Source organism: Pseudomonas sp. MIACH (assembly GCF_001269925.1).
GTDB lineage: Bacteria > Pseudomonadota > Gammaproteobacteria > Pseudomonadales > Pseudomonadaceae > Aquipseudomonas.
This window is the reverse complement of record NZ_LHVO01000022.1, coordinates 52,937-76,521: the sequence shown is the minus strand read 5'-3', so window position 1 is coordinate 76,521 and position 23,585 is coordinate 52,937. Positions and strand designations below refer to the sequence as shown.

At 60.9% G+C, this 23,585-nt stretch carries 12 protein-coding genes; 7 read left to right on the top strand and 5 right to left on the bottom strand.

Translation table 11 applies throughout. The features are described 5' to 3' along the window. Position 1: 1 nt before the first annotated feature. Entirely contained in the window at positions 2–1,696 is a 1,695-nt protein-coding gene (locus AD670_RS08465; protein WP_053130471.1) for a hypothetical protein, read from the bottom strand. A 343-nt stretch (positions 1,697–2,039) separates the two neighbouring features. On the opposite strand from AD670_RS08465, the gene mexE reads away from it, so the two are divergent. The 3 genes from mexE to AD670_RS08450 are packed head-to-tail and all read left to right on the top strand — an operon-like array spanning position 2,040 to position 7,888. Next, on the top strand, positions 2,040–3,281 hold the full coding sequence (gene mexE, locus AD670_RS08460; RefSeq protein WP_053130485.1) for a multidrug efflux RND transporter periplasmic adaptor subunit MexE: 1,242 nt from the start codon (positions 2,040–2,042) through the stop codon (positions 3,279–3,281). Positions 3,282–3,296: 15 nt separating this feature from the next. Next, entirely contained in the window at positions 3,297–6,476 is a 3,180-nt protein-coding gene (locus AD670_RS08455; protein ID WP_053130468.1) for an efflux RND transporter permease subunit, read from the top strand. Further along, positions 6,473–7,888, top strand: a complete 1,416-nt coding sequence (locus AD670_RS08450) for an efflux transporter outer membrane subunit (protein ID WP_053130465.1) — start codon at positions 6,473–6,475, stop codon at positions 7,886–7,888. The genes AD670_RS08455 and AD670_RS08450 overlap by 4 nt, the downstream gene beginning before the upstream one ends. A gap of 1,102 nt (positions 7,889–8,990) precedes the next feature. On the opposite strand, the gene AD670_RS08435 is transcribed toward AD670_RS08450, so the two are convergent. Both AD670_RS08435 and AD670_RS08430 read right to left on the bottom strand, forming a co-directional pair. Next, positions 8,991–12,827, bottom strand: coding sequence for a hypothetical protein (locus AD670_RS08435; protein WP_053130455.1), 3,837 nt, complete (start codon positions 12,825–12,827; stop codon positions 8,991–8,993). Between the two features lie 102 nt (positions 12,828–12,929). Next, positions 12,930–13,946, bottom strand: a complete 1,017-nt coding sequence (locus AD670_RS08430) for an AraC family transcriptional regulator (protein ID WP_053130452.1) — start codon at positions 13,944–13,946, stop codon at positions 12,930–12,932. Positions 13,947–14,113: 167 nt separating this feature from the next. On the opposite strand from AD670_RS08430, the gene efeU reads away from it, so the two are divergent. The 4 genes from efeU to efeO (AD670_RS08410) are packed head-to-tail and all read left to right on the top strand — an operon-like array spanning position 14,114 to position 18,335. Continuing rightward, a complete protein-coding gene (gene efeU, locus AD670_RS08425) occupies positions 14,114–14,959 on the top strand; it encodes an iron uptake transporter permease EfeU (RefSeq protein WP_053130449.1) in 846 nt (281 codons plus the stop codon). A 10-nt stretch (positions 14,960–14,969) separates the two neighbouring features. Then, positions 14,970–16,172, top strand: coding sequence for an iron uptake system protein EfeO (efeO, locus tag AD670_RS08420; RefSeq protein ID WP_053130444.1), 1,203 nt, complete (start codon positions 14,970–14,972; stop codon positions 16,170–16,172). A gap of 14 nt (positions 16,173–16,186) precedes the next feature. Continuing rightward, positions 16,187–17,491 (top strand): iron uptake transporter deferrochelatase/peroxidase subunit, encoded by a 1,305-nt coding sequence (efeB, locus tag AD670_RS08415; RefSeq protein WP_053130482.1) that lies wholly within the window; start codon positions 16,187–16,189, stop codon positions 17,489–17,491. A 25-nt stretch (positions 17,492–17,516) separates the two neighbouring features. Continuing rightward, positions 17,517–18,335: an iron uptake system protein EfeO gene (gene efeO / locus AD670_RS08410; protein WP_053130442.1), complete on the top strand. Its 819-nt coding sequence runs from the start codon at positions 17,517–17,519 to the stop codon at positions 18,333–18,335. A gap of 35 nt (positions 18,336–18,370) precedes the next feature. Here the strand turns inward: efeO (AD670_RS08410) and AD670_RS08405 are convergent, their stop codons facing one another. Beyond that, positions 18,371–21,985, bottom strand: a complete 3,615-nt coding sequence (locus tag AD670_RS08405; RefSeq protein WP_156338158.1) for a hypothetical protein — start codon at positions 21,983–21,985, stop codon at positions 18,371–18,373. 143 nt (positions 21,986–22,128) lie between these two features. Further along, positions 22,129–23,472 (bottom strand): CDP-diacylglycerol--serine O-phosphatidyltransferase, encoded by a 1,344-nt coding sequence (gene pssA / locus AD670_RS08400; RefSeq protein ID WP_053130438.1) that lies wholly within the window; start codon positions 23,470–23,472, stop codon positions 22,129–22,131. Positions 23,473–23,585 lie beyond the last annotated feature (113 nt).

Sequence of the window (23,585 nt, the reverse complement as noted above, 5' to 3'; positions counted from 1 at the left end):
TTCAAAGCGTGTAGCCATTCTCCAGGTCATCTTTATCGATTTTTTTTCTGCGCTTTACCTTCGGTTTATCAACCGAGGGGTAGCGTGTGCGCACTTGCAATTGCAGATCGCGCACATAACCTTCGTCTTCAATCGCCAACAGAAACAAATGTTGAGGCAACTCGCCGGTTTCGTCGTTCCCTAGAATCTGGAACGCATGATCAATCGTATCGAAACTCTGCCCCACCGCAGATACCGGGTCACATAGCCCGAAAGTGATAAAGCTGGCCCAGTCCCATCCACTTTTGCTCACATCCAGCAGGATTTTTTCCCCCAACGTCCCCCTGTTAGCGGCGACCAGCAAGCTTTGCAGTGCAAGCGCCGAACTCACGGTGGGCACGGGAGGGGCTAACTTGAACCCTGGCGACTCATGGTAGAACAGGTAATAACCGGTGAGTTCCTGGCTCGACAGAGTGGTCAGTTGGCCCTTTTTGCTGCCGACATCAGCCACCCAGTCCTTTGCGCGCTTTGCTTGAAGCAATGCTACTTTTCTGCAAACCAGGCCACCCACATTCAGTGAAATGATCAGTCCAATGTCGGCAGCGACGCGCGATTCCTCCGGTGTCCCGGCCAAATGAAAGGTGCCCAGGTACGACTGGGACGTCGGGTAACCGAACTTCGGTATCTGTTTACCGGCCCACTGGGACAGCCATGAATCGACATACGCGCTGAACCTGCCATTCAGTGGATCCTCCTTGACGACGGCGCTGGAAAGGAACTTCGCCATTTGATCTTCACATTGGAGCATTGCCCAATAGATGGACCAAAGCACATCAACCGAGAACGTCAGTGGCGACGTGAGGATTTGCGTCAATAATTGCCACTGGTTCGCAGGCTCTGTGCAGTCGAGCAGTCGCTGGCCCCAAGACGGTTCCATGTTGGCGGCAGCCAGCTTGGCGGATGCCCCGACGATTTCACCGAAGCCACCCGTAACAGGCACGCCGTAGTGATCACGATATGCCTCGTCGCGAATGCGCTCGGCCTCGCTTTGCAGGGTGGCGTAATCCGTATCAGTGGGTCGTTTCTGGTACACCAGTGTCCCAAGCAGGGCCGTTGCCTCTGATAGTTGGTCTTGACGTACAAAAGCATTTATTTGCAATAACGTAGCCGTGAACGTGCCAGCGAGCCATGCCTTGCCGGACGCCGCAGCCAGCCCTTCGGCCGAAGCCCGTTCGAATACTTCAAACGCTTTCAGAAGCTGCTTCGAGCCGGCCAGCGTCCGCTCTATTTCAGGCTTTTTGTTTTTCTGCGCGCTGACATTTTGATTGTGCTGAGTAATTCTCTTCGTGAGCTGTGCCTGAGCGTCAGTTGCATCCCAGTCTGCTATCACCTGGTTATGGTGTTCCTTTGCCGCATCACGTAGCGCCTGCGCCGCTTTAGTATTTTTTCGATTAAATAACCAACCAAACCCGTAATACTCTTCAGCGAGTTCATCGACGTCCAGTTGATACGCTTGCAGCCTTTCCTGGGTAGGCCTCAAGGTCTTCGACCGCTCAGTTGCGGCGAGAAGTGGGGTGAGTGAGTCAATGTCCTTAATCTCTTGCTCGCTCTCGGTAATCTTTTGCTTCAGCGTGGTGATCATCCTCCCGATATAGGCAGAAAGGTCATTGGCTGTCTGGGTAGCGTTTGAACGGTTAAGTGCGTGAAGCGAGCTCATAAATGACGTCCCTGCCGAACGGCTGTGATCAATACATCGGCGCGGCGGCGCAATTTTCCGGCGTCGAGCGCCTATTGGGGTGCAGGATACTAGCGCCGAAAACCGCATGCCAGCCCGTAATCCAGGATGCCGTGACGCTCACCGGCGATCGTCGTTGCAATGGCCGCAACAGTCCTTTGTCATCACGCCCATTGATAGCTCCCTAACGAAAGCCCCATGCTAGAGGGCTAATCTCGCGCTTATATCATTCCGAATGATAGTTACCTTTGCTTCATTCGATTCGTGACATACCGCCTCGCCGCGCATGATCCGCCCATCTCAAATACATTGGCGGATGCACCTCATGGAACAGTCACTCAAACATTTGCGCTTCCCCCTGGCGATCTTGGCCGTGGTGGTGATGAGCGCGTGCGGCAAGACCCCGGAACAAGCGGCCGCCATGCCGGCGGCGAAAGTCAGCGTGGCCAAGGTGCTTGAGCAGCCGGTCAACGAGTGGGATGAGTTCACTGGTCGCCTGGAAGCGCCCGAAACCGTACAGATTCGTCCACGGGTCTCTGGCCAGATTGACCAAGTCGCTTTCACCGAAGGCGCTTTGGTCAAGAAAGGCGACCTGCTGTTCCAGATCGACCCGCGTCCGTTCCAGGCCGAAGTGCGCCGCCTTGAAGCCCAGTTGCAACAAACCCGCGCCGCTGCCACCCGCAGCGACAACGAAGCCCAGCGCGGCGAACGCCTGCGCCAGAGCAATGCGATCTCCGCCGAACTGGCCGACTCGCGCACCACCGCCGCCCAGGAAGCCCGCGCCGCCGTCGCCGGGATCCAGGCGCAGTTGGACCTGGCCAAGCTGAACCTGAGCTTCACCCGCGTGACCTCGCCGATCAGCGGCCGCGTCAGCCGTGCCGAAATCACCGCCGGCAACCTGGTGACCGCCGACGTCACCGCGCTGACCAGCGTGGTCTCCACCGACAAGGTCTACGCCTACTTCGATGCCGATGAACGCGTGTACCTCAAGTACACCGAGCTGGCTCGCCAAGGCCGTCGTGGCGCCACCACCCCGGTGTACCTGGGCCTGTCGAATGAAACCGGCAACCCGCACCTGGGCCAGATGAACTTCGTCGACAACCAGGTCAACCCGGCCACAGGCACCATCCGTGGTCGCGCCGTGTTCGATAACAGCAAGGGCGAATACACCCCTGGCCTGTATGCGCGCCTGAAGCTGGTCGGCAGCGGCACCTACTCGGCCGTGTTGATCAACGACGAGGCCGTCGGCACCGACCTGGGCAAGAAGTTCGTGCTGGTGATGGAAGGCGACAAGCCAGCGTACCGCGCGGTGGAACTGGGGCCGAAGATCGAAGGCTTGCGCATCGTGCGCAGCGGCCTGAACAAGGACGACACTATTATCGTCAAGGGCCTGCAACGCGTGCGCCCAGGCTCGCCGGTCGCCCCGGAAACCATCCCGATGGCCAGCCAGGAAACCCTCGCCGCCTTGGCCCAACAACGACAAGCGCTTGAAGCCAGCAACCTGGAGCAAGTGGCGCCGGAAAAAACCGCGCCCAAGCTCGCAGCCGTTGCGACTCCACGCGGTTAAGGGATACGACTCAAGATGAATTTTTCCAAGTTCTTCATTTCGCGGCCGATCTTCGCAGCAGTGCTGTCGCTGCTGATCCTGATTGCCGGTGCGATCTCGCTGTTCCAATTGCCGATCAGCGAATACCCGGAAGTGGTGCCGCCGACCGTGGTGGTGCGTGCCAACTTCCCCGGCGCCAACCCCAAGGTCATCGGTGAAACCGTGGCCGCGCCGCTGGAGCAAGCCATCACTGGCGTCGAGAACATGCTGTACATGTCCTCGCAGTCGACCGCCGACGGCAAGCTGACCCTGACCATCACCTTCGCCCTGGGCACCGACCTGGACAATGCGCAGGTGCAGGTGCAAAACCGGGTGACGCGGACTCAGCCAAAACTGCCTGAGGAAGTGACACGCATCGGTATTACCGTGGACAAGGCCTCCCCCGACCTGACCATGGTGGTGCACTTGACCTCCCCGGATCAGCGCTACGACATGCTGTACCTGTCCAACTACGCGATCCTCAATATCAAGGATGAGCTGGCCCGCCTGGGCGGCGTCGGCGACGTGCAGTTGTTCGGCATGGGTGACTACTCCCTGCGCGTCTGGCTGGATCCGAACAAGACCGCTTCACGCAACCTGACCGCGACCGATGTAGTCACGGCGATCCGCGAGCAGAACCGCCAGGTCGCGGCCGGTGCCTTGGGCGCGCAGCCTGCACCGTCTGACACCAGCTTCCAGTTGTCGGTGAATACCCAGGGCCGTCTGGTCACTGAGGAAGAGTTCGAGAACATTGTGATTCGCGCCGGCGCCAACGGCGAAATCACACGCCTCAAGGACATCGCCCGGGTCGAGCTGGGCTCCAGCCAATACGCACTGCGCTCGCTGATCGATAACCAGCCGGCCGTCGCGATACCGATTTTCCAACGCCCCGGCTCCAATGCCATCGACATCTCCAACGATGTGCGCAATAAGATGGCCGAGCTGAAAAAGAGCTTCCCGGCAGGCATGGATTACCGCATCGCCTATGACCCGACGATCTTTGTACGCGGCTCCATCGAAGCGGTGGTGCACACCCTGTTCGAAGCGCTGATCCTCGTGGTGCTGGTGGTGATCCTGTTCCTGCAGACCTGGCGCGCCTCGATCATTCCGTTGGTGGCCGTGCCGGTTTCGTTGATCGGTACCTTTGCGGTGATGCACCTGTTCGGGTTCTCGCTCAATGCGCTGTCGCTGTTCGGATTGGTACTGGCCATCGGCATCGTGGTGGACGACGCCATCGTGGTGGTGGAGAACGTCGAACGTAATATCGAGCTGGGCCTGGAGCCGTTCCCGGCGACTGAAAAAGCCATGAGTGAAGTGACCGGGCCGATCATCGCCACGGCGCTGGTGCTGTGTGCGGTGTTCATTCCAGCTGCGTTTATCAGTGGCTTGACCGGGCAGTTCTACAAACAGTTCGCCTTGACCATTGCGATCTCGACGGTGATCTCGGCGTTCAACTCGCTGACCCTGTCCCCTGCCCTTGCCGCCGTGTTGCTGCGCAGTCATGACGCACCGAAGGATCGCTTCTCGAAGGTCCTCGACAAGCTCTTCGGCGGCTGGTTGTTCCGTCCGTTCAATCGCTTTTTCGAAAAGGCCAGCCATGGCTACGTGGGCACTGTGCGCCGGGTGATTCGCGGCAGTGGGATTGCCCTGTTCGTGTACGCCGGCCTGATGGTGCTGACTTTCTTCGGATTTGCCCACACCCCGACCGGTTTCGTACCGGCCCAGGACAAGCAATACCTGGTGGCCTTCGCCCAATTGCCCGACGCTGCGAGCCTGGATCGCACCGAAAACGTGATGAAGCGCATGTCGGACATCGCCCTGAAACAGCCCGGCGTGGAAAGCGCGATCGCCTTCCCTGGCCTGTCGATCAACGGGTTCACCAACAGCCCGAACAGCGGCATCGTGTTCGTGACCTTGAAGCCGTTCGATGAGCGCAAAGACGCAAGCATGTCCGCCGGTGCGATTGCCGGTGCACTGAACGGCCAATACAGCAATATCGAAGAAGCCTACATGGCGATCTTCCCACCGCCGCCGGTACAGGGCCTGGGCACCATCGGCGGGTTCCGCCTGCAGATCGAAGACCGTGGCAACCTGGGTTATGACGAGCTGTACAAAGAAGTGCAGAACGTCATCACCAAGAGCCGTGGCGTGCCCGAGTTGTTCGGCCTGTTCACCAGCTACACGGTCAACGTGCCCCAGGTCGATGCCGCCATCGACCGCGAAAAGGCCAAGACCCACGGCGTGGCGATCAGCGACATCTTCGACACCCTGCAGGTCTACCTGGGTTCGTTGTATGCCAACGACTTCAACCGCTTCGGGCGTACCTATCAGGTCAACGTGCAGGCTGAGCAACAGTTCCGCCAGGACTCCGACCAGATCGGCCAGCTGAAAGTGCGCAACAACAAAGGCGAGATGATCCCATTGGCGACCTTTATCAAGGTCAGCGACACCTCGGGCCCGGACCGCGTGATGCACTACAACGGCTTTATCACCGCTGAAATCAACGGCAACGCGGCACCGGGCTACAGCTCTGGCCAGGCCCAGGTGGCGATTGAAAAACTGTTGAAGGATGAACTGCCCAACGGCATGACCTACGAGTGGACCGACCTGACCTATCAGCAAATCCTCTCGGGCAACACCGCACTGTTCGTGTTCCCGCTCTGCGTACTGCTGGCGTTCCTGGTACTCGCCGCCCAATACGAAAGCTGGAGCCTGCCGCTGGCGGTGATCCTGATCGTACCGATGACGCTGCTGTCGGCCATCACCGGGGTAATCATCTCGGGCGGCGACAACAACATCTTCACCCAAATCGGCCTGATCGTACTGGTGGGCCTGGCGTGTAAGAACGCGATTCTGATCGTCGAGTTCGCCAAGGACAAACAGCAGGAAGGCCTCGACCCGCTCGCCGCGGTACTGAAAGCCTGCCGCCTGCGTCTGCGGCCGATCCTGATGACCTCGTTCGCCTTCATCATGGGTGTGGTGCCACTGGTGTTGTCCAGCGGTGCCGGTGCCGAGATGCGGCATGCCATGGGCGTGGCGGTGTTCTCCGGGATGATCGGTGTGACCTTCTTCGGTCTGTTGCTGACGCCAGTGTTCTACGTACTGATCCGTCGCTATGTGGAGCGCAGCGAAGCGCGCAAAGCGGCCAAGGCCTTGAAGCTGGAGACACAGCAATGAGTGTGAAAGTATTCCTGCCGAGCTTGCTGGTACTGGCGCTGAGCGCCTGTGCCGTGGGCCCGGACTACAAGACCCAGACCCCGGAGGCGGCGAACATTACCGCCGCCGCGGATGCCAAGCAGTATGACCACGCCAAGTTCGAAGGCATCTGGTGGCAGCAGTTCGACGATCCGACCCTCAACCAGTTGGTCACGCAATCGCTGCAAGGCAACCGGGATCTGCGCGTGGCGTTTGCCCGTCTGCGGGCCGCGCGGGCGATCCGTGATGACGCCAGCAACGACGCCATGCCGACAATTACCAGCCGCGTCAGCAGTGACCAGGGCAAGGGCCAGATCCCCGGCCAGACCACCAGCCGGGTCAAGACCGAGCGTTACGACCTGGGCCTGGACATGGCCTGGGAACTGGACCTGTTCGGGCGCATCCAGCGCAACCTGGAAGCCACCGACGCCGACCAGCAAGCCGCCGAGGCCGACCTGTACCAACTGCAAGTCACCATGATTGCCGAACTGGTGGACGCCTACGGTCAACTGCGCGGCGCGCAACTGCGTGAACGCATCGCCCTCGACAACCTGAAGAACCAGCAGGACTCGCGCACCATCACCGTCAGCCTGCGCGACGCCGGTGTGGGTGACCAACTCGACGTGGAGCGCGCCGACGCACGCCTCGCAGCAGTGGAGGCCAGCGTGCCGCAACTGCAAGCCGAACAGGTGCGTGAGCGCAACCGCATCGCCACCCTCCTCGGCCAGCGCCCCGACAAGCTGACCGTGGACCTGGGCCCGAAAGACCTGCCGGCGATTGCCAAGGCATTACCGATCGGTGACCCAGGGCAACTGCTGCAACGGCGCCCGGACATCCTCAGCGCCGAACGCAAACTGGCCGCCGCCACCGCGCGCATCGGCGTGGCCAAGGCCGACCTGTTCCCACGGGTCAGCCTCAGCGGCTTCCTCGGTTTTACCGCCGGGCGTGGTTCGCAGATCGGTTCGTCCGCCGCAAATGCCTGGGCCCTGGGCCCGAGCATCACCTGGGCCGCCTTCGACCTGGGCAGCGTACGTGCCCGTCTGCGTGGCGCAGACGCCGAAGCCGACGGCGCCCTGGCAAGCTACGAGCAACAAGTGCTGCTGGCGCTGGAAGAATCCGAGAATGCCTTCAGTGATTACGGCAAGCGTCAGCAACGCTTGGTCTCGCTGATCCGCCAAAGCGAATCCAGCCGCGCCGCCGCCGACCTCGCCGCGATCCGCTACCGCGAAGGCACCGTGGACTTCCTCGTCCTGCTCGACGCGCAACGCGAACGCCTGGCCGCCGAAGACTCCCAGGCCCAGGCCGAAGTGGACCTGTATCGCGGGATTGTGGCGATCTACAAGGCGCTGGGAGGTGGCTGGAAGCCGGACACCGTCGTGGCGACTGCGAAGTAACGTAAAGAGCTCCTTTGGTTGGTCGCATCCAGCCAATTTTTAGCCCCGTGGTCCATTCGGTCATGGGGCTTTTTTTGTTTAATGCCTCAGCCATCTATATAGGGTGTCGACTGTGGCGACCGTTAAAAAAACCATCCCTCCAAGCATCATGCTTTGAAGCAAACGTTTAAGGCCGCGGGGAAAGTCCTGCACTTGCTGCCGGTCCACAACACCGCGCCGTATGTTCCACCGTGGCATTGATACCGTCGCCATGACCACGTACAGTCGAATCACCCTCCCCAGTATCCAATCACCCCAGATGCGCTTGTGAGAAGTGACAAGACTGCATTTGTTTAATCGGTCCTCCATCTCATCCAGTCGTGTATACGCCAGAACAATGCCCGTCACATTGAAGGCAAGGGCCAAACACATGACTCCCAGATCAAACCAAAATTTCTGAGGGTGATTGAACAAGAAATCAATACTCATAGATTTTCTCGCCTACGGTTTCCCCGAACGCTCCCCCATAACTGCCACCAATCGCACCACCGGTTCCCCCTCCTATCAACAGGCAGCCCAATGACACTGGCCCGGTTGTGGGGGCCAATACGATAAGACATAGCGCGGTTACCAAAGCCCCACCTGCCATTCCGCCCACAACGCTTGCGCCCAGCTTACCCACCTCCACATACTTCGCCTTACTACACTGCTCCTCCCTCCCCGTTGAACACGCCTCCTTGATCTCCAGCGCAGTAGATGCAGTACTCAAGGCAATCCCCAACGGCGTCCCGGCTTTAGCATCTGCAGTTCCATCGAATAGAAAGAACTGCAAAATCTAAGTAACGCTCAACGGAGATGTCGTGATTTTACCGGACGAATTTTCCGGCTATTTTTCAATTTAGGAAATCGGCTACGCGGTGAATTCCAATATATGTCAGGCATTGCACATTTTTTACGGCGTGGTCACTGGCTTTGAGCGCCAGTCCGGCTCCAACGACCAGGCCAGTTATCCATACTGATAAAGCTGGGCGCATCCAGCCATTCCCAACCTCCCGATCATTTCGCTGAAGTCGATCTGCGATTCATCCAAGCCGTTTTTACCCTATGCATTCGAACATGCGCTTCAATGCCACTTGAACACCTCTTGAACAACATCACTCACAGTCCGTGGTGCTTGACGACCGTGCACCACCGGCCGGGGGACCCGCTCCAGCACCTGGACGATGTTGCCCGTCTGGTCGTGGCGCATCAGTACAAAGCGCGGCAAAGGAGCGCTGCTGACTGCACGCTTGCGAATGATTCTGACGGGCAAGTGTTCGGTAATCACGCCGCCATTGGCCTTGGCCTTGTCCAGTGCCTGTTGAATCGCCTTCACATTTTCCTCGTACAACGCCCGGTTGTTTTTAGCCTGGTCCAGCAACGCAATGCCGAACAGGGTCGAGTCGGCGTTATGCGCCTGGGGCGTCTTGGCGAACAAGCTCAAGGTCGCCTCCTGCACCTCGTCACCCAAGTGGCGAAAATGTTTGGGGTCCGTGGTGTTGCCCAGGTTGAGCAGGTCTGCAATGTCCTCGCGTCCGCCTTTGATCGCGCCGGAATAGACATAATCATCATCGCCGGGGAAACCATGGGCCTGCTCGTGGATCAGGGTGTTGGCCATGGCGTCGTCGCTACGCCCCATGTAGCGGTAATAGTGCGTGGCGCCGTCCACATTCACTTCAATGTATTTTTCCTGAAGGTTGCCTGCTTTGTAGCGGCTATAGGACGACGGCAGGAGTTGGGCCTGCCACTCCGTGCCCTCGTTTTCGAGGAAATTGATGTTGGAAAGATCGAGCTTATCCAAATCCACTTTCATCGTGCGCTGCTTGCGCGCAAAGGCCGCCAAGGCTTCCTCGGAATCCGCGCCGAAGAAGGTTTTGCAGACGAATTTAAGGTCTTTTTCAAACTCAGGATCCGACAACGTACTCAACGCGCCATTGAGTCGCTCCCGGGCGATGGGCAGTGCTCGTTCAATGGCTTGGCGGCTTTGTTCAAGCGCAGGTGTCGCGGTGGTCGCTTCGGCAGTTTTCAGGATCGGCAGTTGAGCCGAATCGTGTGGACGCGATTGCTCACCGTCAACGGATGGCCTGCGCATTTTCCGGGGACGTTCAGTGGCAACCGGCTGGGCACTCAGTTGCTCCTTCATCGTGGTCTTCCAGGTCGCACGGAGCTCACCCAACGGTCTGTCCAGACGATGAACACTGCGGCTGCTCAACCATTCGTAGCCTTCCCGTAACGGTTGCTCCAAACCCGCAACAGGATTGAACAGGTTATTGCTCAGCGTGCCGAACGCTCTAGTAGCCGCCGACACCTTGGACGATAGGGTCTCTGCCCGCCCGATAGCCTGCGCACCTTCAACCACCTCGCCAGCGACCACGGACCCCATCATCACGGCGTCGAGCGCACAGCCGGTAAGCGCGCCCAGGTCGGTCTTTACGCGACCGGAGGCGATGTCGTCGTAGCATCCCTTAAACGGAATAAGCAGGTCTTCAATGGTCGTTACCGCTTTCTGCGTACGCGCCGCGAAACGCTCACGCGGCGTCGCACCCATGGCGGAGTCCAGGAGTTCCTGGCGATTGAGCACCAGATCATGGCGCCGCACATAGGCGGCAAAATCCCTGGTTTTCTGCGAAAAATAACCGCCGTCTGCCAACGATCCGCGCCCGCTGCCGGCCGGCAGGGTTTCGCGCAAGGCTCGTATCTGTACCTGGGACTCCCCAGCCCCATGGCCGTCGGCATGGGATTGCAGTTTTGTCACCCACACACGGGGCACGACCGCTTCGCCTTGGGCCAGTGTCTTCAGGAATGCGGGACGCTCGAAGTACTCGCCCCTCTGGGGCCAAAACTCGAAACACCTTGCGTCCTCACCCTGTCCCGCCTGGACGATAAAACCATAGCGCCCCTTGACCCGTTCCGTTTGTTCATCGGCACCGTTGATGGACTTTCCCTCGGCGGTGATGGACTCGCCCTCCACCCGGTAAAACGTCAGTTCTTCTCGCTCCAGCACCTGTCGGTCCTGATGCGGCATTTTGCTGAAAAGGTCCTTGAGACGTGTCGTGATGGCCGAACTGAACACGTCGACACCCGACCTTACAGACCGATCGAGCTCGTCTTTGGTAAACCGAAGCCGATTAAAACCCGCTTGCAGATCAGCGAGGTCCCCGCCCACTGCTGTCGTCGTCCCGCCAAAGGGACCTTTGGCCACTTTTTGCGCATGCTCACCGCTCTTCAGCACCCCCATCATATGCAGGTCGATCAAGCTCAATTCATGCGAGGGATCAGCCATGAAAAAGGGCATCGGATAAGTGTCTCTTTGCACGGGCTTGTCCAGGTCCCGTCCCGGGAACACCGCCTTGAGGTCCGCTTGGGCCAAGGCTCTGCGCGTCACGGGCAGCGTCTGCAGAGCCGCCGTGGCCTTTTCAGTGGTCTCGATATAGTTTTTGTATTTCTCAGCGCTCTTGCGCAGATCTTCCACGGTGTAACGGTCATCCGCACGGCGCGCGATCACCCCGTTGAGCACGCTCCAATCCAGCAACGGATCGGCCTCGGCCGCCTGGAACAACGGCACCAGTGCGGGTGTGGGAGGCTGGAGAAGCGCGCGCTCCAGCACTTGAGCATACGTCAGGGTCCGACTCGATCCTGGCGCGTGCATTTCAAGCAGGGCAACGGTTTTCCTCAACACCAGCCAGGCGGGAGAACCGATGTGCAGGGTGTCGGGGATATCCCGCACCAGAAATTCCGGCGCAGCAGTCGCCAGGAATAAATGGCTCACCATGTCCACGGCGTCCGGATGCACGCCTTTGCTGCGCATCAGGTGCATATGCAGGTCTTTGCGGACATCGGCCATCTTGAGCCCGGTATTTTGTACCGAGTACAGGTCATAACCCGCCACGTGGTTTCGCTGCTGCCCCAGGTGCGGATCAATGCGTAACAGGTGCGCGGTGATCAGCAACTGATTGAATTGCTGTTCGCGAAAACCATCGCGGGACACCTTCAACCCCTCCAGCAAACGATGCTGGCGATAGGCATTGAGCTTTTTCTGGGAGCGTAACAGTCTAAGCATGTGCGCATCGACGTTACCGGAAAGAGACTGCTGCTTATCCAGCCACTGCGGGCCGACGAAGCGGTCAAAGGCCTCAACCAGCGTTTGGCGGTCTTGCAGGCTCAGGCTCAGAGGCGAGTCCAGCCCCAGCCAAGGCCCGGTGTAGTTGCCCATCGGCGGGCTGGACGGTAACGGATGGCGCTGCCAGCCAATCAGATTGCGAATGTCCTTGACCGAGCGGGGTACGTCCTGCCCGTCTGCTTTGGGTAGCATCACGCGCAGTGTCTGCAACGCGTCGACCTCGCCCGTGGAGTGCAGAATATGGCCGGTGGTCTGCGCGATTTTCAGCAGCCGGTCGAAGCGTTTCTTCAAGTCTGGCTGGGCTGATACGGCACCACTCAGATCGATCCAGCGCCCTGCACTGCCCAATGCCTCCAAACGTCCATCGAAGAGGCGTAGAGGGGCGGTTTGGCGGTCGATTCCATATTCGCGCCAGACCTCCTGCATGCCTGGACGATTCGCCAAAGCGCCCAGGGCCTTGCGCCCACGCTGGACGTCGGTAGCCAGCGCAGATCCGGTGACCGTTGAAAAACGGATGTCAGCGAGGTCGATACTGTCCTGATCCGCCTTGCCCTGCACGCGGTGCTCCAAGGCCACGATCCAGCGTTCTTGATTGCGGGCATTGAGTACCGCCTTGTCGAGCATGGCTTGTGAAAAATCGCTGATGCCCTGCAATTGGCCTGGGATGTGATGGACCAGCGTCGAAGCGCGCAGCCAGGGCTCCGGACGGATGACCTCAACGGAACGATCTGGCTGAATGCCGGTGACGGAGGACAGGGGACCCACTACAACAGGTTCAGCCGTAGCAACGACCTTGTGCATCAGGGGGGCTCGCTTTCAAAATTTGAAGAGCGTCTACCCTGCCCCGGAAAACGAATGGATGGGATCGGAAAAATCTTGGCCGTCAGCAGTCCAATGCGCCGTTCAACGGGATTCCCCCAGGATCAAGCTGCGGTAATGCCCAGGATTGGACCCCACCCACTTACGGAACGCCTTGTAGAACGAACTGGCATCGGCAAACCCCAGCCGCGCTGCGATTTCGGCGAAGCTGATCTGCGGTTCAGCCAGCCACACAATCGCCAGTTCCTTGCGCACGCTGTCCTTGAGCCCCTGATAGCTCTGCCCTTCTTCCGCCAGGCGGCGGCGCAACGTGGAAGCGGAGATGCACAGCGTGGCCGCGAGGCCCTCGGTTTCAGGCCAGGTCTCGGGGGGCATTTGGCGCAGGTCATGCTTGATACGGGTGGCCAGGCTGTCGGGGTCGCGGTATTTGACCAGGATGTTGGCGGGCGCGTGGGCGAGAAAACGCTTGAGCTCTTCGGCAGTGCGTTTGATCGGCAGGTCCAGGCACTCGGCGGAGAAGATCATGCGCGTGCGCGGCCGATCAAAACGCAGGTTGTCAGAGAACATCACCCGGTAATCGTCACAAAAATCCGGCTGCGGGCAACGCAACTCGATCGCCAGGATCGGGATGCGCCGCCCTGCCAGCCAACAGGCGACGCCGTGCACGATCATCCAGTAGGTGAAATAGGTGAAGGCGCGATTGGGTTCAGGCTCGGGTTCGTGCAACACAATTTCCGCCAGGCTTTGTTGACGCACCAGTTGGGCTGGCAGGTGTTCGAGCATCAGCGAGAGGAAACCCAAGGCGGTTTCCAGGCCGGCCGCCAGGCTCGGTTGCGCCATGGCGGCGCGACAGAGGAACGCGAGGCTGCCGGACTTGAGCGCGCGCGGGTCCATGCCGAAGAACTCATCGTCCCGACGCCTTGCCAGCAGACGCCACAACCGTGCGTAGGCGGTGGCCGGAACACGGGCGTCGGGTTGCTCCAGCAGTGCCGGATCGATCCCGACCTTGCTCAAGGCTTCGACGGTGGCCGCCCCAGGCGCGCAGCTCTGCAGCAAGGCTTCACGCACGAGGTGAAGGGAGATGGTGTCTTTTTCCGACATGGGACGTTGGGCAATCCGGCGGCACTCTAGATGCCGTGCATCATAAGGTGGCTTGCGATTCGCCACCACCGTTCAGCCATTGTTCAGCAATCGTCAAGATTTCCTGTTTAGCAATGAGTATCATTATGTTACAACTTAGCTTCCTATCTACTTAGCTGCGGTGCCCGATGCTTGTTCCCTTTTTAATCATGCTGCGCGAAGGCATTGAAGCCGCGCTGATCGTCGGCATCATCGCCAGCTACCTGCAACAGACCGGCCGTGGCCAATGGATGCCCGCCGTGTGGATCGGCGTGTTTCTTGCCGCTGCGCTGGCCTTGCTGGTGGGCGGTGGCCTGGAACTGGTCAGTGCTGAATTTCCGCAAAAGCAGCAAGAGTTGTTTGAAGGCGTCGTCGGTCTGGTCGCCGTGGGCATTCTCAGTTCCATGGTGTTCTGGATGCGCAAGGTCGCGCGCTCCATCAAGCATTCGCTGCACGAATCCCTTGATCACGCGTTGGCCGGCTCCAAACACCAAGTGACCGCGCTGATCCTGATGGTGTTTTTTGCCGTGGCCCGCGAAGGCCTGGAAACCGTGTTTTTCCTGCTGGCCGTGTTCCAGCAGAGCGAAGGGCCAGGCGCACCGATTGGCGCCCTGCTCGGCCTGATCCTGGCGATCATCGTCGGCTTCCTGATCTACAGCGGCAGCATGCGCCTGAACCTCGGCGCGTTTTTCCGCTGGACAGGCCTGTTCATCCTCGTGGTGGCCGCCGGCATCCTGGCCAACTCGGTGCAGGCCCTGCACGAAGCAGGCGTGTGGAATCACTTGCAGACCGTGCTGTTCGATTTCAGCGCCGTGCTGCCGATGGACAGCCCGCTCGGTTCGGTGCTGGCCGGCATGTTCGGCTACCAGGAAGCCCCGACCATCAGCACCCTGGGCGCCTACCTGATCTACCTGGTGGTGGCGCTGGTGATGTTCTTCCTGCCTGCGGCACCGGCCAAGCCGGCCGCCACATCTTCTTCCGTTTCCAGCCAGTAAGGACCGTCCTTTGTCCAACCCAACTCCCCAACCGGCTTCGCCACCCCGCGCCCTGCGCTGGGCCGTGGCGGGCTCGGTGGTCGTGATGATCGCCGCCGGTGGCCTGTTCTATTACGCCTCGCAACTGGCGGCCAGCAAGCGCCAGACCAACCACAATGAAATCGCCGTGACCATCCATGGCCACGCCTGCGAGCCCAACGCATTGACCGTTCCGGCCGGGCGCGCGAGCTTTCGCATCATCAACCGTTCCGATCGCGCGGTGGAATGGGAAATCCTCGACGGCGTGCTGGTGGTCGAAGAGCGCGAAAACATCGCCCCCGGCCTGAGCCAGGTAATCAACGCCAACCTGTTGCCGGGGGACTATGCGATCACCTGCGGCCTGTTGAGCAACCCGCGCGGCACCCTGCATGTGACGCCGACCGCTGAATCCGACGCCCAGGCCAAGGCCAAGCCGTCGATGGTGGCGTTTATCGGCCCGCTGTCGGAATTTCGCGTGTACCTGAGCAGCCAAGGCAGTGCCTTGGTCAAGGCGGTGACCGCCCTGCAACAGGCCATCGACGCCGGCGACCTCACCCAGGCTCAAGCGCTGTACGTGCCGGCCCGTGAGGCTTACCAGCGCCTGGCCCCAGCGTCCCAACGCCTGGCCGAGTTGGACAACGCCATCAACGCCCGTGCCGACTACTTTGAAAAGCGTGAGCAAGACCCGGCCTTCAGCGGCTTCCATCGCCTTGAATACAGCCTGTTCCAGCAACGCAGCCTTGCTGGCCTGGCGCCGATTGCACAGCGCCTGGTAACGGATGTCACCACCCTCAAACAGCAGTTGCTGGCGCAGTCGCTGCCGCCGGAACAACTGGTGAGCATCGTGGTGCGCAACCTCAACAGCCTGGCGGACGTCCGCGCCATCAGTGGTGAAGAAGAGCGCTACAGCCACATCGACCTGAACGGTTTCGCCGCCAACCTGGAGGCCGCGCACAAGGTGGTCGAGCTGATGCGTCCGCTGCTGACCAAGTCTGCTGCCGAGTTGCTGCCGACAGTCGACAGCGCCCTCGCCGCCTTCGATGCCGAGCTCCAGGGTTTCAAGCTCGACAAAGGCTACGCCACGTACGACAGCGTTACCGCCGATCAGCGCAAGCAGATCGCCGACAAGGCCAAGGCTCTGGCCGCCGCACTCGATGGAATCGACCCCGCCCTTGGCCTCTCCGGCCTGCAGTGAAGACGACCGCACACATGAGTGATTCAGAACAGTTTTCAGCACAACGCCGCCGTGTCCTCTTGGGCATGGCCGCCACCGGTGCCGCCATCGCCGGCAGCACCCTGACCTCCCCGGCCATGGCGGCGGCAGCCGAGCAAGTCACCACCGCACCGCGCAGTGACAAGACCCAGGACCACCACGATTTCTTCGGCAAGCACCAAAGCGGCATTGTCACCCCGCGCCCGGCCTGCGGCATGCTCGTGGCGTTCGATGTCCTGGCCAGCGACCGCGAAGACCTGGAGCGTCTGTTCCGCACCTTGAACGAGCGCATCGGCTTCCTGATGACCGGCGGCACCGTGCCCCAGGTCGACCCGAAACTGCCGCCCACCGACTCGGGGATCCTCGGCCCGGTGGTCACGCCGGATAACTTGACCATCACTGTATCGGTCGGCGAATCGCTGTTCGATGAGCGTTTCGGCCTGGCCGCCGTCAAACCCAAGCGCCTGAGCCGCATGGTCGGTTTTCCCAACGACGCACTGGAGCCGGCGCAGTGCCATGGCGACCTGAGCCTGCAGTTCAGCTCCAACACCCCGGACACCAATATCCACGCCCTGCGTGACATCGTGAAAAACCTGCCCGACCTGCTGCTGGTGCGCTGGAAACAGGAAGGCAGCGTGCCACCCCAGGCGCCGAGTAAACCCGGAGAGCCGGCGCAGAGCGCGCGCAACTTCCTCGGTTTCCGCGACGGCTCGGCCAACCCGAACTCCAACGACAACCAGGCCATGGACCAGATTGTATGGGTCCAACCTGGCAGCGACGAACCGGCCTGGGCCGCCAATGGCAGCTATCAGGCGGTGCGGATTATCCGCAACTTCGTCGAACGCTGGGACCGCACGCCCCTGCAAGAGCAAGAAAGCATCATCGGCCGCGTCAAGACCACCGGCGCGCCCATGGATGGCCAGAAAGAATCCCAAGTGCCCGACTACAGCAAGGACCCGCAAGGCAAGCTGACCAAGCTCGATGCCCATATCCGCCTGGCCAACCCGCGCACACCGCAGACCCAGGCCAACCTGATCCTGCGCCGGCCGTTCAACTACTCCAACGGCGTCAATAAAAACGGTCAGTTGGACATGGGGCTGTTGTTCATCTGCTACCAGGCTGACCTGGAGAAAGGCTTTATCAGCGTGCAAACGCGGCTCAACGGCGAGCCCCTGGAGGAATACCTCAAGCCGGTCGGCGGCGGGTACTTCTTCACCTTGCCGGGGGTCACCGGACCTAAGGATTTCATTGGGCGCACGCTGCTCGCTGCCACGCACCCTCAAACCACTGCCAACACCTAAACCACACCAGAGCGGAAAACGTCCCATGAAGAAGTCGACTATCGCGTTGTCGTTGTTAATGACCCTTTCGCCGCTGGCAGCGTTTGCCGCTACCGCACCATTGGACCTGGTAGGCCCGGTGTCGGACTACAAGATCTACGTGACCGAGGAAATCGGCGAGCTGGTCACCCAGACCCAGGCGTTCACCGACGCCATCAACAAAGGCGACCTGGCCACCGCCAAGAAGCTTTACGCCCCGACCCGTGTGCACTATGAATCCATCGAGCCGATCGCCGAGCTGTTCAGCGACCTGGATGCGTCCATTGACTCGCGTGTCGACGACCACGAAAAAGGCGTAACCGCCGAAGACTTCACCGGGTTCCACCGCATCGAATACGCCCTGTTCTCGCAGAACTCGACCAAGGGCCTGGAAACGCTGACGGCCAAGCTCAACACTGACGTCAACGACCTGAAGACCCGTGTGGACGGCCTGACCTTCCCGCCGGAGAAAGTCGTCGGCGGGGCGGCGGCGCTGCTCGAAGAAGTCGCCGCCACCAAGATCTCCGGTGAAGAAGACCGCTACAGCCACACCGACCTGTATGACTTCCAGGGCAACATCGACGGCGCGAAGAAAATCGTCGACCTGTTCCGTGGCCAGATTGAGAAGCAGGACAAGGCGTTCCTGGCCAAGGTCGACAAGAACTTCGCCGCCGTGGACAAGATCCTGGCCAAGTACAAGACCAAGGACGGTGGCTTCGAGACCTACGACAAGGTCAAGGAAAACGACCGCAAGGCGCTGGTGGGCCCGGTCAACACCCTGGCCGAAGACCTGTCGACCCTGCGCGGCAAGCTCGGCCTGAACTGATCTCACCTCCCGCACCGGGCGCGGCAGGTCTCGGCTCAACGAGCTGGCTGGAAACCGTTCAGTGGCGTGCCGAAAGGCGCACCGCTGCGCGGGTCAATCGCATACCAGCGGCCGTTGTATTGTGTGGCGTGCGTGTCGACCTCCTGATAACGCCCGGCCGTGCCCACTGTCGGTGTCGCCACGGGCGCCGCTGTGTCGCTCGCCTGCCCAGCTGCAATCAGCATGTAGGCACGCAACTTCTCCTCGGCTGTCACCAGATGCGGCGCCACCTTGCCCCACTTCAGCGCGCCCCCGGCCATAAGCGCCGGCAGTTTTACCAACCCTTTGGTAGCGGCATTGATCAACTGCGGATAACCGTCCAACGGATTCAACGCTGCGCTGGTAAACAAGCCCGACTGTTTGATGAAATCAAACGCACGGTCGCTGAAGCTCGCGGCTGGCTTGAGCGGTGACAGCGTAGCCGCAGACGGTTTGAGCGTTGCGACAAGCCGGGTCAGGCGACTGGGCACCAAGGCCTTTGCCGAACGGATCAGCGCTCGGGCCTGGCCGCCCGCACCAATGGCCACGCCGACGGCATCCAGCGCCAGAGTGGCCAGGCCTGTGCCGATATTGCCTTGCCTGAACTCCTGATACGCCCCCACGAACGGCACGAACCCCAATATAAAGGCATGATCGCGTGCACGTGCTTCACGGCGCTGCTCCAGCGGCAGTGCCTCGCTTGCGCGTTGCAACATGGCCTCGGCGGGCTCGTAAAAGTTGTCCTTGGCGATCCTGTTGACAATACTCGCCGTTTTTCGCGAGCTGTAGGTGTCCGGGACGAACGATTGCAGCGTATGGCTCGGGGGTAATTGCTGCGCAGCAAACGCACTGCCCAGCGCCTCGACGATCACCGTCTGAGACACCGCATTGGGATCAGGATGAGAGCCGTTGCGATAGGCGTCGAAATCAAGGTCCATTTGCGAGCCGCGCACCATCGGTAGATATACCGGAGCGTGGGGTGATGGAAAGCGCTCGCGGCGAATGACGCCGTCAAGTTCAAGCGCTTCGGGCAAATCCGTGCGCTTGATGATCTTGCCGTTGGCGAACACCTCGAAATACACCACCTTGGGTCCATGCTCCACGCGCATCAGGGTGCCTTGGCGCGCCCTGCGGGCGTTTTTGAGTGCGTCAGTTTCCCTGGCCTGGGTCACCCCGGTTTCCGCGCGTAAGGTGAAGAGCTCGACCTTGCCCAGCTCCAGCAACTTGCGATCCTCCAGAGGCAACTCGGCAAACATCAGCTTGAGCTTGGTGGCGTAGGCCTCCTGAAGTTTTTTCTGGTGCTGGAGCACCGTGGTCTTGAGCAATCCCTCCAGTTCGGGCAAGCGTCGAATACGCGTATCAAGCCTGGCTCGCGCCTCCTCGCTCACCTGCGGCACACGGACTGGCTTGTAGGGTGTTTTCGCCGCTGGGGGCGCTGCCGGCATGTCTTCGCTGAGGACCCACTTGCCCGGCGTCAGGTCGCCGGTCATGTAGGTTTCCACCAACGAACGGCTGCGCGGCTCGGTGATCGGCAAGTTGCGACGATCGTCGGCGCTGGCCAGGTACACGGTCATGCTTTCGAGCTCGGCCGGCGTCGTACCACGGAACACGCGCAGCAGTTCCTTGACGGCAAGTGCCTTGCGCGTCGGCAGCTCGGCGCTTGCGCTGGTGAAGGCGCTCGCGGCGTCTTCGCGCTGTTTGAAGAATGCCCGAGCGGCCCCCTGGATATCCTGCTGAGAATACTCACCGTCGGTGCGCTGCCCGATGCTGCCGTTCAACACCCCCCAATCAGCGATGATTTTCAGGGCATTGAGTTGCATCAACTTCGCTTGCCCGTCACTGGTAGGTACCAGAGTGGTCAAGGCGGTGACCTGCTGTTCATTCATCATCCGGGACGTACCCGGCGCGTTGTGATCGGCCAGAGCGCAACCCAGGCGCAGTTCCATCCAGGCCGGAGTGCCGATGTGCACCGACGCCGGCACGTCGCGCACCAGCATTTCCGGCGCCGCCTGTGCCAGGCACAGGTGCGCAGCCAGCACCGCCAGCTTGGGGTCCAGGCCTTTATTGTCCTGGAGGTGGCGCTCGATATCCCGGCGTACCTGGTCAAACGTGCGGCCCATGTTCGCTGGCTGATAGATCGAGTAGCCCGCGATTTCGCCGGGTTTGCCGGGCATCGCCGGGTCAACCTGCAGCTTGATCGCGGCGATCACCAACTGTTGGCGTAGCGTCTTTGGCAGCGTTGCAGCAGCGCCTTGCCCCTCCTGCCAGCGCAGCGCAGCAGCCATTTGCTCGCCGAATGCCAAGGCGTCGGGGCTGTCGAGCAGCCTGTCCAGATGGGCCTGCGGATCGGCCCGCAGCGCCTGCTGGGTAACACCCGACAACGCACTGAACCCGCGGGGCTGGGCGCCGCCCAGGCGAATCTCGGCCATCGCGCGGACATGCCGTTGATCTTCCTGGGTCAGGGTGCCGGGCTGCCAGTCCTGCGTCATCAGTGCGCCGTAGTCCCCCAGTGGAGCTGGCGGCGGCAGAGTGGTGCGCAGCCAGGCAATCACATTACGCGTTTGCGCCACGCTGCCCGGCGAGTCCAGGCCCTTGAAATCCAGGAGCTGGCGGATGTCGTGGCGTGGCGTCGAGTACAAGGCGTTGCCCAGCGGCACGCTGAGCGCCACCAACGCCTGGAGTTCATCACCCAGTTCAGCCACTGCTTCCACGTAGCGGGTCAGATCCACCCAACCACCCACCGGGCTCAGGCGCTCAAACCGGCCTTCAGACACCCGAAACGGCGCGTCAGGCCACGCAAAGCCTTCGCGCTCCAGCAGGCTGAGCATTTCAGGACGCGCGACAAAACGCTGCAAGTGCGCCACCGCCGCCTGGCTATGTCGGAGTAACGGTGATGCCGGCGAAGTGTCAGCCGTGTGGGTCGACCAGTCCGTACGCGCAATGTCCGGCAGTTTTTCAAGTTCGGCTTCAAGGCGATCGGCCAGAGCGTCGCGCTCCTCCAGTTCGCTGATCACCTGCCACGCCTGCTCAAGATTATCGACGTTGATCTGGCCGACACTTTCGCGCGGCAACCACAATCCGTCGTCCCGACCGATATAGGGCAACCCCTGGTCAGCAGGGTCCAGCGGTTCGAGGATCGGCCTTAAGGTCCGCGACACCTCGTTCCAGCCGGAGTTGTCGGTCAGGCTGAACCTGACCGCGGCACGCACGCCATTGTGGCTGGCGTAGCCCTCGATATGGTCGCGATGAAAGGTCAGGGTCGCAGGTTCAAGGCGCTGGTCGGCAATCCACTGTTGCACCGCTGGCCGGTTCAGTAACTGCTGGTACAGGCGCAGTGCAGGGCCGGGGCGACTGTCCGGGGGCACCTCAACCATGGTGCTGCCAATGCCTTGTGCGGCAGCGATACGCTCGGCCAACTGGGCGTCGGCGGCGGGCGTGCGGCCAGGATCCTGGGGGGGCAGTCGTGTCCATGGATCGCCCGCTGCGACAGGCGCATCGTCAATGGCACGCCGCGTACGCTGGGAGGCTGGTTGGGTCCATGCGGGCTCAGGGGCAGCCGGCAGTGCGGTGGGGGGCAGGACAACTGCAGGAATAGGGGGGCGGTTGCTCGACGGTTGCATCAACATAATCATTGCCCTCTCGGAAGGGTCCATAAAAAAATGGGTCCGCCCATCCGTGGACTGTGAGAGGCAATGTACGGCCGCTTATCCGAGGCTGATGTAAGCCTTATCCGACGCCCTTTACCGTTGCGTTGCCGATGATTTCATCCGGCGGCTTAAAGGATTCGATACAACAATCGCTCGATCCGCACCCGGCTGACCCGGCGGAGAAACTTGCCCACCGCTTCGGGGTAATCCACCAGGGTTTGCAGATCCTGGTAACGCTCGATCCGCGTGGTGTGCTGGAAAATCTGCGCAAGCTCCGTACGTCGTGGCGCCAGCCACTGGCCTTGTGGATCATCGACGAGCAAGGCGTTTTCCAGGTCGAGGCGGAACGCCCGAGGGTTGAGGTTATTGCCGGTGAGCAAGGTGTAGCGCTGGTCGATCCACATGCCCTTGAGGTGGTAGGTGTTGTCGCCGTCGCGCCACAGGTGCAGGTTCAACTGGCCGCTGTCGATCATCGACTGATGACGCTTGGCAAAGCGGCGCAGGCTGATTTCGTATAGGTAAGGCAGTGCGGCGATGACCTTGAACGGCTCGCTGGGCGGGATATAGAAGTCGTTGGCGGTTTTGTCGCCGACGATGATGTCGATCTTGACCCCGCGCGCCAGGGCGCGGTTGATTTCCCGGGTCACCGGCAACGGCAGGTTGAAATACGGCGTGCAGATGGTCAGTTGCTGCTGGGCACTGGCGATGAGTTCCAGGATCACCCGGCTCAACGGGTTGTTCTTGCCCACCCCGAGCAACGGGCTGACCGACAGGTGGCCATTGGGCAACTGCCCTGCCGTGGTGTCGTAGGCCGCGTGCTTCAGGCGGCTGCGCAGGTCGCCGATATCGTTGCGCAGGCTGCGGGTGGTGGGTGGGTTCGGCAGGTCGAGGCGGTGCACCGCCTTGGAGGCCACCAGGCCGTGTTCGACCAGGTGCTGCATCGAATCGGCCAGGGGCTGGCTGTGGATCAGGTGGTAACGGTCGAAGCGGTATTTATCGAACTTGTGCAGGTACACGTTGTTCAGGCTGGCACCGCTGTACAACACGCTGTCGTCAATCACAAAGCCCTTCAGGTGCAGCACGCCGAACAGCTCACGGGTTTGCACCGGCACGCCGTACACCGGCACTTCACTGGCATGGCTTTGCGTCATGGCCTGGTACCAGGCGCTGTTGCCCGGCTGCTTGCCGGCACCGATCAAGCCGCGCTGGGCCCGCAGCCAGTCGACCACCACCACGATGTCCAGCTCCGGCCGCGCGGCCTTGGCGGCGTGCAGGGCGTCATAGATCTCCTGCCCCGCTTCGTCCTGCTGCAGGTACAGCGCAACGATGTAGATGCGCCGGGTGGCCTGGGGGATTTTTTCCAGCAGGCAGCGACGATACGCATCAGCACCGGACAGCACCTCAATGGCGTCAGGAGTGAGGGGGAAACCGCGCAGTTTGGGCAACAGGGAGCGTTTGAAGAACGACGGCATAGGGCTCGCAATGGGTCGAATCCGAAGAGGCCCCGAGCTTACACCATGGGGGTGCTCAGGTCTTGCTGTCGCCAAGCAGAAAATTTTGTTGACCAAGAAGAACGATCGTTCTA

What these genes read in the sequence shown, in the direction of transcription:
- AD670_RS08465 (WP_053130471.1), bottom strand. Translation starts at nt 1,696, where the DNA reads ATGAGCTCGCTTCACGCACTTAACCGTTCAAACGCTACCCAGACAGCC.
- mexE (WP_053130485.1), top strand. Translation starts at nt 2,040, where the DNA reads ATGGAACAGTCACTCAAACATTTGCGCTTCCCCCTGGCGATCTTGGCC.
- AD670_RS08455 (WP_053130468.1), top strand. Translation starts at nt 3,297, where the DNA reads ATGAATTTTTCCAAGTTCTTCATTTCGCGGCCGATCTTCGCAGCAGTG.
- AD670_RS08450 (WP_053130465.1), top strand. Translation starts at nt 6,473, where the DNA reads ATGAGTGTGAAAGTATTCCTGCCGAGCTTGCTGGTACTGGCGCTGAGC.
- AD670_RS08435 (WP_053130455.1), bottom strand. Translation starts at nt 12,827, where the DNA reads ATGCACAAGGTCGTTGCTACGGCTGAACCTGTTGTAGTGGGTCCCCTG.
- AD670_RS08430 (WP_053130452.1), bottom strand. Translation starts at nt 13,946, where the DNA reads ATGTCGGAAAAAGACACCATCTCCCTTCACCTCGTGCGTGAAGCCTTG.
- efeU (WP_053130449.1), top strand. Translation starts at nt 14,114, where the DNA reads ATGCTTGTTCCCTTTTTAATCATGCTGCGCGAAGGCATTGAAGCCGCG.
- efeB (WP_053130482.1), top strand. Translation starts at nt 16,187, where the DNA reads ATGAGTGATTCAGAACAGTTTTCAGCACAACGCCGCCGTGTCCTCTTG.
- efeO (WP_053130442.1), top strand. Translation starts at nt 17,517, where the DNA reads ATGAAGAAGTCGACTATCGCGTTGTCGTTGTTAATGACCCTTTCGCCG.
- AD670_RS08405 (WP_156338158.1), bottom strand. Translation starts at nt 21,985, where the DNA reads ATGATTATGTTGATGCAACCGTCGAGCAACCGCCCCCCTATTCCTGCA.
- pssA (WP_053130438.1), bottom strand. Translation starts at nt 23,472, where the DNA reads ATGCCGTCGTTCTTCAAACGCTCCCTGTTGCCCAAACTGCGCGGTTTC.